Here is a 13,693-nt window from a genome sequence, read left to right as displayed (position 1 = left end):
TACCCGACTGCTGCTACGATCCATGGCTACTCACAAACAGAAATTCGAAATTCTGGACGGATTGCGCGGCATCGCGGCAATCAGCGTGATGCTCATGCATTTCCTTCAGGATCTGCCGATTCCAATACTGCAGAGCGCGTATCTTTCGGTAGACGTCTTTTTCATGCTGAGCGGATTCATCCTGACGTACTCTTACGGTGAACGATTGCGTCATGGCACGTGGCTGGACACGTATCTGAAGCGACGCGTGATTCGCCTGTATCCGATGATATGCATCGGAATAACGATCGGGTTCGTTAGCCTCGTCGTCATGAAAATGAATTCCTCAGCGGCGTTTTCGTTGGGCAATCTGGCGGCAGCCACCGGCCAGAATTATTTTGTCGTTCCATATCTCGGCCGTTTCCTGGTATCGGGATTTGCCGGCGCCGCGAATCACGGCCTGCCGGCCGTCAACGATCCCGGTGTGTTCCCGCTGAATCCGCCGGCGTGGTCGCTGTTCTTCGAGTCGTTCGCGAGCGTCGCGCTGGTCGCGGCAATCAGGATAAGCGAGCGGAACCTGCTGAGACTGGCATACGCATGCTTCGGCGCTTTCGTCGTGTACGGTGTGCTTGTGGGTTTCGACAACGGCAAGATATCGGTCATTCTCAATCAGGGCTGGTCGGCGGACAATTTCATGGGCGGATTCTTCCGGGTCGGCTACGGGTTCCTGTTGGGCGTTGCGATCGGAAAGATGTACGACGCGAATCTCTCCGCGAAACCGCACTGGTTCATCGCCGGTCTCGTCAAGAACGACTACATGCTGTTTGTCGCATTCGTGATGGTCGTTGCGTTTCCGACGTCGATCAAAGGCACGTATTCGATGGCGATTTTGCTGTTCGTCGCACCGGCGCTCGTCTATCGCGGTGCGATGCTCACGCCAAGCGGCAAGACGATGGCACGGATCAGCGCGTTCCTCGGCTGGATCTCGTATCCGCTTTACTGCGTGCACTATCCGATTGGCAGGCTGGTGTTCGCGTATGCGCCGCAGGCCGACATCCACATCGTCAGAACAGCGATGGTTGCCGCGCTGCTTTCGACCGTGGCCGCGGTCGGTTTCGCAAAGTTCATCGAGGAACCCATCCGGTCGTATCTGAGCGGGCGCTTGTTCGGCGATCGCGGGGTTGAGGCCGGCAGCGCGATCGGCGCCGGTTGAGCACCGAAGTCCACGCAGTACCGCTGCGTCCGTGGCAGCACCGGCGTACCGAGAACGCTACAGCGTGTCGAAAATCTCCGTCATCATCTCGGCACTTCGGCTCCAGCGGTATTTCTCCGCGTGGAGCTTGCCCTTGCGTTTGAGCTCCGCGCGGAGCTCAGCGGAATCGAGCACGGTCCGCAATTTCCGCGCGATGTCGTCCTGCGAATACGGATCGCAGTACAGCGCGGCATCGGCGCAGACTTCCGGGAGCGCCGCTGATTGGCCGACGATGACCGGGCAGCCGTAGCGCATTGCTTCAAGCGGCGGTATGCCGAAACCTTCGTAGAGCGACGGATAAAGGAAGCACGCGGCGTTCTGATACAACGCCTTCAATTGCTCGTCGCTGATGTAGCCGACGTACTTGATGTTCGGTTCTGCTGCTGCCGAGACATGATCCTGCCTGCCGAACACGGTGGTGTTCTGCATCCCGACGATGACGAGGTCAATGGAAAGATCGTCGACTTGCCGGAATGCCGCGATCAGCCGCGCGAAATTCTTCGTCGGATTCATGCTGCTGACGGCGAGCACGAAGCGCTCGGGCGTCAGCCCGTGCTTGCCGAGGACGCTCGTGTCCGGCTCCAGTGCATCGAGATGATCGGCGCCGAGCGGCACGATGCGGATTTTCTCGGGCGGAACGCCACAGTGGTGTGCGAGGCGATCCCGCGAGAAGCGGGAGTTGGTCAGCACACACGAGGACGTGCGGGCCAAGATCCAGAACATGACCCGGTACCACATGCGAAACGTCCTGGAAAAATGCGCCGGTGTGTCGAACACCGCTGCATCGTGCATGTAGATGATCTGGTTGCCGATGAAAATGGAAGCCGAATTGCCAAGATTGACGATGCGGCCGCGGCGCGCGAAGAGGGGCAACACCAGTTGTTCCCAGACCACGCCCTTGTAAAAGCCAACCTTGACCGTCGTTGTGCCGTTCACCGCGACGGCAGGTTGGCGCGGCACCAGGACCGTCACGGGATCATGCGGGCGAACCTTGATCAGCGCGGCGATCAGCTCGCGCGCGACGCGTTGCACGCCGGTCGTCTTCTGCGTCGTGAAGCGGCCGTTATAGACGAGTTGTGTCGGTTTCTTCGAGGGGGGCATGTCGGTCATCGAATGGCGAAATCAAAATCAGGCTTTGACGTGATCCGCGGCGACCGGCTCGAAATCCCGCGTGTCGACGCGAAGCTCGTCGGTGCCAAGTCCGTAAAGCGCATGCCATTGGCGGAAGATCGCGTTCATCGAAAAACGCTGCATGGCCCGTTTTCGCGCAGCTTCGCCCATTTGCTCGCGAAGCTGTCGGTCATCGCGGAGCGTGCTCAGGTACTCGGCCATCTCATCGGCGGTGGACGCGACGTACCCGGTCACGCCGTGAATCACCACGTCGCGATTGCCGATTACGTTCGTCACCACGGCCGGGATCCCGGCGACCTGCGCTTCGATCAGCGCGACCGGCATGCCCTCCCAGCGGGAGGTCTGGACGTAAATGTCCAGTTCAGACGTGAGCGTCAGCGCTCGCTCGCGGGTTACCCAGCCGCTGCATGTGACGGCCTCGCGCCGGGCGGAATCGGGAATCTCTGCCGCGTCGCCACCGATCCAAAGAAACTCGACGTCGGCGCAGTGCAGCTTGTCGGCGAGTTGCACGAATGCTTGATGATTCTTCTGGAACGACGCGCGACCGCTCATCCCGATGACGACCTTGCGGTCGTCACGCGTTCGCCGAGGCGGGATCTCGGCTACGTTCACGCCGTTTTCGACCAGCACCGCCGATTTCGCGCGAACTCTTTCGTTGATCTCGCCGAGCTCGCTGCCCGAGCACGCGACGATGGTGCCGCCAATGTGCGCCGCGATGCGCTCGAAGCTCAGATACGCGAATTGCTTCACGCGCGACACGTCGGAGCGCAGGAAGGAAAGACCATGCGGCGAGTAGAGGACCGTGGCATTCGGCGCAGCGACCCGTGCGGCGATACGTCCCAGCACGCCGGCCTTCGACGAGTGCAGATGAATCGCGGTCGGCTTGCAGCCGCGCAGGGTTCGCACCAGCGCGTGCAAGCTCCGCAGGTCCTGCCGAACGTTGACTTCGCGCACCATGTCGACGTAAACGAGCTTTACGTCGGGCCGGAACAGCGTCGAGAAATCGCTCGGTGTTTCCGGCCGTATCGAATGAAGCACCGTCACGTCGACGCCCGATGAGGCGGCGTGGTTGGCAAGATAGGTCAGCATCGACAGCACGCCGCCGCCGAACGCCTCGGCAATATGAACGATCTTTTCTTTGGTCATCTCTCGGTCTGTCGATTCGGTCACACTGTTCGTTGCTGAGCGCGACGATCGGGCGGCGTATCGTCAAGTCGTCAGCGGGTCATGCACACTAGGCGGAATATCTATTACGCATTCCTTATTGATTAATGTATGGCAGTATCGGCTATTGCTTCCTGCCGGCCGTAGTCGGTCGGTCGACTACGCTACACGGCTGCGAATATCTGCCGTCATGCGTGCATCAAATCGTGTGGACTATTGTGCAGCGCATGCTCGGCGCACTGGGTGCGATGGCTAACCGAACAAGCGATTCGGCCGGCTCTGTAGCGATCGAGCCGCGTTCATTGCACGTCAACGCGTCGAGCGGGCAACTTGCGCACACGGGCAAGTGGATTGGACAGGTAGCGGATCGCGCGATTGCTCAGCGCGGATGACGGCAGCAAACATGCGAGCGACAACACCGCGACCGCCGCCTTCTTGGTAGGACGCCAGAACGGATTGCGCAGTACCGTGTGCCAGTAGCGTCCCGATTCGCAGAGGAACCAGCGCCAGCGTCGAGACAACGGTGCGCGGTACAGCGTGCTCGCGAAGCGTGCCTTTTCGATCGCGAAGTCGAGCGGGGCGATCGGCAGCGCTTCCTGCAGCCTCGCGCCGGCGAGCGTGCGCAGGATCGACCAGCGGCGCTCGGCCTTCAGCGCACCAGTGGCCGCGTCTTCCGAATTGGCGAGCGCAAGGGCTGGGACATCGGCTGCGCCTGCGTTCGGCTGCTGGTGAACGCGATAGCCGCCAAGCGTCGCGTCGATCATGTGGACGGCACCGAGCAGCGCGATGCCGTAGATCGCGTAGAAATCGGCTCCATGCTGATTGTCGGCGGTGACGGGCACGGGAAAGATGCGCTTCAGCGCAGCGACCCGATACGCATTGCCCGATGCGGGGGGCGACGGGTACAGCCAGCCGGTGCGCAGCAGGCGACCGCAATCTGTATCGACTGCCGATTGCGGCACGCTCGCGCCGGTCCGCACGCCATCGTGCGCGATCACGTCGAGCCGGAAATGGACCTTCACGAAATCACCGGATGCGAACGCGGCGAGCACGCACGCCGCAGCGTCCGTATAGAGCAGGTCGTCCGCGTCGAGCAGGATCACGTAGCGCGACGTGACATGTTCCAGCGCGCGGTTGTACGCGGCAACCTGGCCGCGATTTTCCTGGAACACCGCTGTCACGCGCTCGCCGTACGAACGAATGATGTCGCGTGAATCGTCCGTCGATCCGTCGTCGACGATCAGCACGTGGACATCGCGAACGGTCTGCGCGAGCGCCGAATCGATCGCGTCGCGCAGGTACTTACCGTGGTTGTAGTTGCAGATTGCGATGGTCAGATCGGTCATGTGTGAAAGTCGAATGAGCGACGCGCGGACAATCATGATCATGATACGGATCGCGTGGCAGCGCACAGTTCGCGAGCCTACCGTTCGGGAATTCGTGTCGCGCGCGGAATATCGCGTCGGCGGATGCGGCGCGGGAGCGCTTGGTCCGATGGCGCACCGAAGCCGTTCGGAGCCGCTGATCTAATCAACGTCAGAGCGTCGCCGCTTTCGTCGGCTTTGCGCACGTGCGATGCTGTCGGTCGCCGGCACGTGCCGTTCGACGCGCACGCAGACTCACCAAGGAAACGATTCGATATGCATGAATTGCAACGCCTGTCGCGCAGCGTAATCGCCGGCATGTGCATGGCGGGCGCGCTATCGCGGCCCGAACCCGCCGTACCCGCAACCTCCGCCACCGAATCTGCTGCGCTTCATGCGGCCGTACCGGACGCGTACGTGCGTCCGGATCCTACCGCTGCCGATCAAGGGGACGCGTTGCAGCGCGCGCTCGATGCGCTGCGGCCCGCGCAGCGGCTCGTATTCGCACCGGGGCGCTATGTTGTCGGCCGCTCGCTCGTCGTGCGGCAGGCGGAAGTGGTGCTGTCGGGGTTCGGCGCGACGCTGATCGCCACGGCACCGAACGATCAGACGATCGAGTTGCGCGGCGACGGTACGACGCTCGTCGGCTTCCGGCTCACTGGAACGGGCACGACGCGTCTCACGACGCCGGAGTCGACCAAGATCGAGGTAACAGGGCGAGACGTGCAGGTACTCGACAACATCGTCGACGGCGGCGCAGGTGCCGGCATCTTCGTGTTCGGCGGTGCGGATGTCGCTATCGTCGGAAACGAGGTGCTGTCCACGCTGGCGGATGGCATCCACATGACGCACGGCTCGCATAACGTGCTGGTACAAGGCAACGTCGTGCGCGGAACCGGCGACGACATGGTGGCCGTGGTGAGTTACCAGGCCGAGGGCGTGCTGACCCGCAACGTGATGATTGCCGGTAACTCGCTGGAAGGTAACCCGTGGGGCCGTGGCATCACCGTCGTCGGCGGTGCGAACGTGACGATTTCGAACAACATCGTGCGCAACGTGCAGGTCAGCGCCGGGATTCTCGTCGCGCAGGAAGACAGCAATCGCACGGCCGGCTCGTTCGACGTCCGCGTCGAGCGCAACGTGATTGCCGATATCCAGACCGCAAGTGGCCGGACCGATTTGCGCTCCCTCACGCAGCAGGCGGCGATCGAGGTCAGCACGTGGTCCGGTTCGGTGTCGCGCGTGTCCGTAACCGGTAATCGCGTGACGAATGCGCGGTTCGACGGCATTCGGTTGTGGGGTAACGTGTCGGACATACGCTTGGCGGACAATCAGCTGTCCGGGATCGGCGGGATGTCGGTGCGCGTCGGACCTGACGGGGAATGCGCAGCCGGTTCGCCCGCGAGCAATCAACCAACTGGGGCTCCGTGTGCGGGCGCGCGCCAGTCTCGGCCGGGCGCGCCAGACGCGCGCGGCGCCGATATGTCGTTGCTGCCGCGCGTGCGCGAGTCCGTCAGACGAGCGCGATGGTCGCAACGCGGTACGGATTGATTGCGGGCCGCGTGGCGTTCGCGCCGTCCGCCTCGCGCGGCGCGCGCTTGAGCGATGCACGCGCGCCTATCGGACGCTATCGAACGGTGTCGCGCTCCTCCGCTCTCTCCTGAGGCTCGTCCGGTTTGCCTGATTCGCCGGTCGACAGCGGTACGACCGGCGTCGGCTGCGTGCAGCTCGTCCCGGACCGTGGCTGCACAGGTCCGACGACCACCCGCCCGTACTGATCGTCGAACCGCACGATATCGTCTTCGCCGAGATAATCCCCCGACTGCACTTCGATGATCTCGAGCGGAATCCGCCCGGGATTCTCGAGACGGTGCACTTCGCCGACCGCGATGTACGTCGATTCGTTTTCACTGAGCAAAAAGCTGTCGTTGCCGCGCGTGACTTTCGCGGTGCCGCGCACGACGATCCAGTGTTCGGCGCGGTGGTAATGCATCTGCAACGACAGCCGTTTGCCCGGTTCGACGACGATCCGCTTTACCTGGAACCGTTCGCCGAGATCGATCGAATCGTAGTGCCCCCACGGCCGCTGCACCTTGCGGTGTTCGCTCGCCTGCGGGCGCCGCTCGGTCTTCAGGCGCGCGACGATGTCCTTCACGCGTTGCACGTCGTGCTTGTTCGCGACGAGCACCGCGTCGGGCGTCTCGATCACGACGACGTCCTTCATCCCGACGCACGCGATCAGCCGGCCCTCGGAGCGCACGAGGCTGTCCTGCGTCTCGTCGAACACGACGGGGCCGCGCGCGACGTTGCCCTGATCGTCCTTCGGCATGATTTCCCAGATCGCGTCCCAGGTGCCGACATCCGACCAGCCGGCCGAAAGCGGCACGACGATTCCTTCGATGCCGAGTTCGGCGCTCTCCGACAGCCGTTCCATTACCGCGTAGTCGATCGAGTCCGACGGGCATGCGTCGAAGGCGGCCGCATCGATCCGGAAAAACGGATCCTCGGCGATGCCCGCGCGCCACGCCGCTTCGCATGCCGAATGAATGTCGGGCGCGAGCGCGCGAATCGCCTTCAGCCAGATCGACGCACGCGTGACGAAGATCCCGCTGTTCCACCAGTAATCGCCCGATTGCAGGTAGCGGTCGGCGAGCGCGGCGTTCGGCTTTTCGACGAAGCGGCCGATCGAATAGCCGCCTTGTCCGCCGAGGCGGCCGGCGCGCGGCTCGCCGACCTGGATGTAGCCGTAGCCGGTTTCCGCCCGGCGCGGCAGCACGCCGAGCGTGACGATCGCGCCTTCCAGCGCATAGCGCGCCGCACGCCCGACGGCGTCCTGGAACGCCGCGACGTCGCCGATCACGTGATCGGCCGGCATCACGGCGAGCACGGGATCGTTCGCGAGCGCGCTGGCGTCGAGCGCCGCGAGCGTCAGCGCAGGCGCCGTGTTGCGCGCGGCCGGTTCGAGCAGGATGCGCGCCGGCGCCGCGCGCCCGAACACCTGAGCGGCGCTCATGATCCGATGTTGTTCGCCGCACACGAGCAGTAGCGTGTCGCCGAGCGACGCGTTCGCGATGCCGTTCAGGCGTCGCGCGGTCGCCGACAGCGGCGATTCGTCCGAGGTCAGCTCGATCAGCTGCTTCGGATACTGCTCGCGCGACAGCGGCCACAGCCGCGTGCCGGAACCGCCGGCGAGAATGACGGGCAGGATGCACGGCAGGCCGGGTTCGGGAACCGGATGCAGGGTGGTGGTCATCGATTGGCTCCGGTATCGGCGGACAGCCGGTTGTGTGCACGGCCGTCGACGCGCGGCTCGTCGCCGTGCGGCCGCGGCGTCGAGACGGCCCGCGACAGCAGCTGACGCAGCGCACCGGCCGCGCGCTCCGCCGGCCGCACGAGACCGACGAACGGCGAGCCCTGTTCGAGATACGGGCCGTAGGCCTTGCGGAATCCGAAGCGTTTGTAGAACGCCTGGCGCTGCTCGGGCACGTGCGTGCGCACGGCGACGTCGGGCCACGCGGCGCGCGCGGCCGTCAGCGCGCGCTGCATCAGCTGCTCGAGCGTCGCGTCGTCGCGGCACGCCTCGCTCGTCAGCACCTTGTCGATCACGACGTCCGGATCGACGTCGTCGCCGGGCAGCACGCGTGCATATGCGACGACTTCCGCGGTATCGCCGGTTTGCCGCCGCGCGTACACGTGCAGCGCGTGCGCATCCTTGCCGTCGATGTCGAGATGCGTGTGCGCGTCCTCGACCACCAGCACCGCATTGCGCGCGCGCAGGATTGCATACAGATCGACGGCGCTCAGACGGTCGAATTCACAACAATGCCATTCCATGATGCGGTCCTCGTGTGAAGCCTTCAGCACGCCGCGCCGCACGAATGCGTTCGTTTCGTGCGGCGCGGCAATACTCATGATGCGGATGCCGAGCGCACCGGTCTGTTCGAAAGCGTACTCACGTTCCGGTTTCGCGCGGCAGTGCCCGCCGGTCGGCGCGGGCGCGTGCCGCGAGCGGCGCAATGTGCGGCAGCACACGGTGGCCGGGCATGGGCCTCCCGATAATTGAGAGAGTTGACCGATCCTTTCAGGATGCCTACGGTCTGTCGGGAGGGCGACGTATAGCGCCGGGGTGCCGGCAGCAGGCCCGGGCATGCGCGATGCGGGCCGGTCATACCGCGCTGCGGCAGCCGGCCTGCCCGAACCTGCCGGAAGCCTCCGGAACCTGCCGGCCAACGGTGATGCCGTACCGGCCGTGCCCGAGATCGGCACGGGCGGCGCGTTCGTTACGACGTTGTAACGAACGCGCCGACGCGGCGCGTCGCCGATGTGTCATGCTCGTGTCGCGGCGGACATGCGATTACCGCCCGGAGAAACGGGCGCTCCGGATTTTTTCTGCGATTTCGGCGAGAATCTCGGGCAATGGATGGCCCTGATGTTGCAGAAAAGTAGTATTTGCCACTGATTGACGACAATGGTCGTGGATAATCAAATCTGAGTCGTCAAACGCGCGGCGCACCGGGTTGTCGCACGCGTAACCGGCTGAAGCGGCGTTTTCTTTTGGTAACAAGGGCATTCCAACGGCGGTGTAAATTCAGGAGCGGATCAAACGAGGGCGTCATTCCGGAAGCGGGTTGGCGGCCATCCGGTTCAGCATCGAGCGCGACGGTCGAGTACGACGCGACGCAAATGCGGACGGAGTTTCCGTTTGCCGACGTGCCCGGCCTGACGGCGCGTCGCATCAAAGCCGGAATGCCGCGGCCCCGGGGGCTGCGCGTTCCCTTCGAGTTCGATGACAACGAGGCCGGACGACATCCGGCTCGACCTCCGGGGGCTCTCGCCGTGTGTATTTTCGATCTTCGCCAAGGCTGTGGAAACGCAGCGCGGACAGGCGGCCATGCGCCACCGTCGGCGCGCACGCGAATGGTCCGCGGAGTGCAAAAAGTGATGGTTCGTTATGAATATGCCAATAACGCGCGATAAGAGCGCCGACGGGGGGAGGACGAACGGGCAGCGTCCTCTGATTTACTGGACCCAGTCGCCGTCCGTCATGCTTCGCAAGGAACTCGCGCGACGTGACTGGAAAGTGACGATCGTCGCGCACGCGAGCGAGCTGCGCGACACGTCCGGCGAAATCACCTGCGGCATCCTCGATCTGAGCGGCGGCCACGCCGACGCGATCGGCAGCATCGCGTCCACGTGCGCGTCGATGCGCGACGTCGTGTGGGTCGCGCTCGTCGAGGCCGGCCAGACGGCATCGCCGAACGTGCGTGCGCTGCTGCGCGATTATTGCTTCGACTACATCACGTTGCCCGCGTCGCATCAAAGGATCGCCGATACGGTCGGCCATGCGTACGGTATGGAATGCCTGTTCGCGCGCGATCGCGAGCGGCTCGAATCGCAGGAGCACGGCATCGTCGGCACCTGCAGCGCGATGCTGCGGTTGTTCGACACGGTGCGGCGCTTCGCGCGCACCGACGCGCCGGTGTTCGTGTTCGGCGAGACGGGAACCGGCAAGGAGCTGACGGCCGTCGCGATCCATCGTCATTCGGAGCGGCGCAACGGCCCGTTCGTCGCGGTCAACTGCGGCGCGATTCCGCCGCACCTGCTGCAATCGGAACTGTTCGGCTACGAGCGCGGCGCGTTCACCGGCGCGAACGCGCGCAAGATCGGCTACGTCGAAGCCGCGAACGGCGGCACGCTGCTGCTCGATGAAATCGGCGACCTGCCGCACGAGAGCCAGGCGAGCCTGCTGCGCTTCCTGCAGGAACGCTCGATTCATCGCCTCGGCGGCAGCGATCCGGTGCCGGTGGACGTGCGGATCGTGTCCGCGACGCACGTGGACCTGCGCGAAGCGATGGAAGAAGGGCGGTTTCGGGCGGACCTGTTCCACCGCCTGTGCGTGATGCGCATCGACCAACCGCCGCTGCGCGCGCGCGGCAAGGACATCGAGCTGCTCGCGCATCATATGCTCGAGCGGTTTCGCGGCGACGCACGCCATCGCGTGCGCGGCTTCTCGACCGATGCGATCACGGCGCTCTACAAGCACGACTGGCCGGGCAACGTCCGCGAACTGATCAACCGCGTGCGCCGCGCGGTCGTGATGACGGAGGGGCGCCTGATCACCGCGCAGGACCTCGAGCTCGAATACTGTCTCGATGCGGCGTCGCCGTCCGTCGCGGATATCCGCAAGTCGATCGAGCGTGAAGCGATCGAAACGGCGTTGCTGCGCACGCGCGGACGCGTCGCGGCGTCCGCGCGCGAGCTCGGCGTGTCGCGTGCGACGCTTTATCGCTGGATGGAGGCGTACGGCATCGAGCGGCCGCGCGGCACGGGCTCGTCGGACTGACGTGCGCAGCGCGGCCGGCGGCCGCGCGTGGGGTCCGCCAACCTGGTATTGGCCGCGTCAGGCGACCGGCGTCGCGCGGACGGTGCGCGCGGCGTTGACCGCGCGGATCTCGACGCTCGGCGGCACGTCGCCGGCGCGCGATTCACCGGTGCCGGCGAGCGGTATCAGTGCGACGCGCGCCGGCGTGCCGGGCGCGAGATCGAACCAGTCGTCGCGCGGCACGTACCCTGGCGCGTCGATCTGCACGTGGCGCGCGACGTGGCGCGTATCGATGTCGACATGCCACGTATCGTCGCTGCGCGACACGCATGCGTCGATGACGAGTTCGCGGCGCGCGAACACGGCCGGATGCGTGCGGGACGGGAAGTAGAACGCCTGCGACAGCAGCGTGCCGTCGTCGCCGCGCAGCGTCGCGACGACGGCGTCGTGCTCGCACGGGCCGAAGCGATACGCATAGGTCCAGTCGAAGAAGCGGCCGAGCAATTCGGCCGACCCGAGCCGCATCGCGTCGTGCGCGGCGATCCGCACCGGCGCGGCTGCCCGTGCAACGGGCGTGCGGCCGTCGCGCAGCGCGACCAGCTCGACGGCGGCCGACAGCAGCGCAGGGCGTTCGTTGATCACGTGCACGTCGAGACCGTTCAGCCCTTCGTCGACGAGCAGCACCTGCACCGGCTGGAGTACCTGGCGCAGCGCATACCATGCGGACTTCGGCCGATGCGTCGCATCGATCAAGCCCCAGCCGGCGCCCGGCATCACGTCCTGAAACTGCCAGACGAGCGCGCCCGCGCAGCGCGAACCGGTGCGCCGCCACTCGGAGAACGTGTCGCGCATCAGATCGGCGATTACCGCGCGCGACAGCTCGAAGTAGCGCGACGGATCCTCGCGCCGCAAGCGGTCGGGCGCCACGTCGTACAGCGTCTGCAGATAGTGGTCGCGAATATCGTCGAAATCCCACGACGTGCCGGGATCGCGCGGCACGGCCGCTTTCCATCGCGGCTCGTGAACGCCCGGCCAGCCGAGGCTCGCGAGCATCGCATCGCACGGCACGTTCGCGAACGCGAGGCATTCGCTCGCGAAGCGCACGTCGGCGCGACGCGCGTCGTCGATCGGGCGCAGGTACGCGCCGACACCATAGTAGTGCGACACGCGCTCGCGCGGCACGAACGGCAGCACGCCGCCGTCGGGCGAATCGGGAACGTAGACCGTATCGGGTCGTCGTGCTGCCGCATGGCTGGCGAGGCGCTCGGCGGTCAGCTCGAGAAAGCGCTGCTTCGGCGCGAGCCCCGACATCGCGGCCTGCTGCGCGATTTCGCTGCCGCCGCACAGTACCGCGAGCGACGGCGATGCGCGATGGCGCGTGAGGAACTGTCCGGCTTCGCGATCGATTGCGTCCGCCAGCGCGCGATCGTCGAGCCCGTAGTCGAAGTTCGCGAACATGAAGTCCTGCCACACCATCAGCCCGAGCCGATCGCACCACGCGTGGAATGCGTCGGCCTCGTAGGTCATCGTGCCGCCGACGCGAATCATGTTGAAGCCGGCGTCGCGCGCATACCGGAGCAGGCGGCCATAGGCCGCATCGTCAGCGTGCAGCGCGAGCGGCTCGGCGCTGCTCCAGCATGCGCCGCGGGCGAACACCGGCACGCCGTTCACGCGCAGCCCAAAACCCTTGCCGTCGTCGCCCGCATGCTGCTCGATCGTGCGAAAGCCGGTCGCGCCGAGCGGCCGCCGCTCGGCGCCGATGTGCAGCGCGACGTCGTAGAGCACCGGTTCGCCGTGCGTATGCGGCCACCAGCGGCGCACGTTCGGCACGGCGACGGCCGCATGCAGCCGGTCGGCGCCCCCGCGCTCGAGCGTCGCGTGATGTTCGCCGCATGACAACCGGGCCGCGAACGCGTCGGGCAGCGGCGCCGCGAACACGAGTTCCGCATCGAGCCAGCCGGTGTCGCCGTCGACGCGCGCGTGCAGGTCGCAATGAATCAGCACCGGGCCGTCGGCCGGATCGAGCACGTCGACGGGCCGCCATGGACCGGTCGGCACGCAACGCGGGAACCAGCCCGGCATGTGCCCGAGCAGCGACGTACGCACGGTGCGCAGCGTCGCCGGCTCGGCCAACCGCGTGCGCCAGCGCGCACGGCGCGGCGCTCGCGCGTCGCGCAGGTGCGGCGCGAGCGCGCGGAGGCAGATAAACAGCCGATGCGTGCCGTCGAGCGTCACGGGCACGTCGTGCGCGACGAACATGCTGTCCGAGCACAGAATCGGCGTGTCGTCGAGCCACGCTTCGGCGAGCGTCGCGAGACCGTGGAAACGCAGCACGCGCGGCCCGTGCCCGCGCAGGTCGACGCGATACCAATGGTCGCGCTCGGCGAGCGTCGCCGTCTCGTCGGTGCGGCCGGCCAGCGCAAGCGCCTGCGCGACCGTGCCGGGTACGGGGGCCGCGATCCAGCCGGCGCCGGCCGGCAG

General features: G+C 65.7%; 9 protein-coding genes. 3 read left to right on the top strand and 6 right to left on the bottom strand.

Annotated elements, in window-relative coordinates; translation table 11 throughout:
* The first annotated feature begins 22 nt into the window (after positions 1-22).
* The gene (locus BSE24067_RS16645; RefSeq protein ID WP_151063358.1) at positions 23-1,192 is read left to right on the top strand and encodes an acyltransferase family protein; all 1,170 of its coding nucleotides are present in this window, start codon (positions 23-25) and stop codon (positions 1,190-1,192) included.
* A 57-nt stretch (positions 1,193-1,249) separates the two neighbouring features.
* Here BSE24067_RS16645 and BSE24067_RS16640 read toward each other — a convergent pair whose 3' ends face one another.
* The 3 genes from BSE24067_RS16640 to BSE24067_RS16630 all read right to left on the bottom strand — a co-directional run bounded on the left by BSE24067_RS16640 (position 1,250) and on the right by BSE24067_RS16630 (position 4,872).
* Positions 1,250-2,332, bottom strand: a complete 1,083-nt coding sequence (locus BSE24067_RS16640; protein WP_151063432.1) for a glycosyltransferase family 4 protein — start codon at positions 2,330-2,332, stop codon at positions 1,250-1,252.
* Between the two features lie 27 nt (positions 2,333-2,359).
* The gene (locus tag BSE24067_RS16635; protein WP_151063357.1) at positions 2,360-3,508 is read right to left on the bottom strand and encodes a glycosyltransferase; all 1,149 of its coding nucleotides are present in this window, start codon (positions 3,506-3,508) and stop codon (positions 2,360-2,362) included.
* 317 nt (positions 3,509-3,825) lie between these two features.
* Positions 3,826-4,872, bottom strand: a complete 1,047-nt coding sequence (locus BSE24067_RS16630; protein WP_151063356.1) for a glycosyltransferase family 2 protein — start codon at positions 4,870-4,872, stop codon at positions 3,826-3,828.
* A 294-nt stretch (positions 4,873-5,166) separates the two neighbouring features.
* Here BSE24067_RS16630 and BSE24067_RS16625 point away from each other — a divergent pair, with 294 nt between their 5' ends.
* On the top strand, positions 5,167-6,441 hold the full coding sequence (locus tag BSE24067_RS16625; protein ID WP_151063431.1) for a right-handed parallel beta-helix repeat-containing protein: 1,275 nt from the start codon (positions 5,167-5,169) through the stop codon (positions 6,439-6,441).
* Between the two features lie 76 nt (positions 6,442-6,517).
* Here the strand turns inward: BSE24067_RS16625 and BSE24067_RS16620 are convergent, their stop codons facing one another.
* Both BSE24067_RS16620 and BSE24067_RS16615 read right to left on the bottom strand, forming a co-directional pair.
* Complete coding sequence (locus BSE24067_RS16620; RefSeq protein ID WP_151063355.1) at positions 6,518-8,143, bottom strand: mannose-1-phosphate guanylyltransferase/mannose-6-phosphate isomerase; 1,626 nt, start codon at positions 8,141-8,143, stop codon at positions 6,518-6,520.
* On the bottom strand, positions 8,140-8,724 hold the full coding sequence (locus tag BSE24067_RS16615; protein ID WP_151063430.1) for a GNAT family protein: 585 nt from the start codon (positions 8,722-8,724) through the stop codon (positions 8,140-8,142). The genes BSE24067_RS16620 and BSE24067_RS16615 overlap by 4 nt, the downstream gene beginning before the upstream one ends.
* A 1,117-nt stretch (positions 8,725-9,841) precedes the next feature.
* On the opposite strand from BSE24067_RS16615, the gene BSE24067_RS16610 reads away from it, so the two are divergent.
* On the top strand, positions 9,842-11,233 hold the full coding sequence (locus tag BSE24067_RS16610; RefSeq protein ID WP_170297429.1) for a sigma-54 dependent transcriptional regulator: 1,392 nt from the start codon (positions 9,842-9,844) through the stop codon (positions 11,231-11,233).
* Positions 11,234-11,290: 57 nt separating this feature from the next.
* Here BSE24067_RS16610 and BSE24067_RS16605 read toward each other — a convergent pair.
* The coding region (locus BSE24067_RS16605; RefSeq protein ID WP_254600360.1) for a glycosyl hydrolase 2 galactose-binding domain-containing protein at positions 11,291-13,693 on the bottom strand (2,403 nt) is incomplete at its 5' end.

The organism is Burkholderia latens, from assembly GCF_902499045.1.
In the GTDB taxonomy this organism is placed as follows: Bacteria; Pseudomonadota; Gammaproteobacteria; order Burkholderiales; family Burkholderiaceae; genus Burkholderia; species Burkholderia latens.
This window is presented reverse-complemented; position numbering and strand designations above follow the sequence as displayed.

Bases quoted from the DNA above. Each gene is read 5' to 3' on its own strand.
- BSE24067_RS16630 (WP_151063356.1), bottom strand. From the start codon at position 4,872: ATGACCGATCTGACCATCGCAATCTGCAACTACAACCACGGTAAGTAC.
- BSE24067_RS16640 (WP_151063432.1), bottom strand. From the start codon at position 2,332: ATGCCCCCCTCGAAGAAACCGACACAACTCGTCTATAACGGCCGCTTC.
- BSE24067_RS16635 (WP_151063357.1), bottom strand. From the start codon at position 3,508: ATGACCAAAGAAAAGATCGTTCATATTGCCGAGGCGTTCGGCGGCGGC.
- BSE24067_RS16625 (WP_151063431.1), top strand. From the start codon at position 5,167: ATGCATGAATTGCAACGCCTGTCGCGCAGCGTAATCGCCGGCATGTGC.
- BSE24067_RS16645 (WP_151063358.1), top strand. From the start codon at position 23: ATGGCTACTCACAAACAGAAATTCGAAATTCTGGACGGATTGCGCGGC.
- BSE24067_RS16610 (WP_170297429.1), top strand. From the start codon at position 9,842: ATGAATATGCCAATAACGCGCGATAAGAGCGCCGACGGGGGGAGGACG.
- BSE24067_RS16620 (WP_151063355.1), bottom strand. From the start codon at position 8,143: ATGACCACCACCCTGCATCCGGTTCCCGAACCCGGCCTGCCGTGCATC.
- BSE24067_RS16615 (WP_151063430.1), bottom strand. From the start codon at position 8,724: ATGGAATGGCATTGTTGTGAATTCGACCGTCTGAGCGCCGTCGATCTG.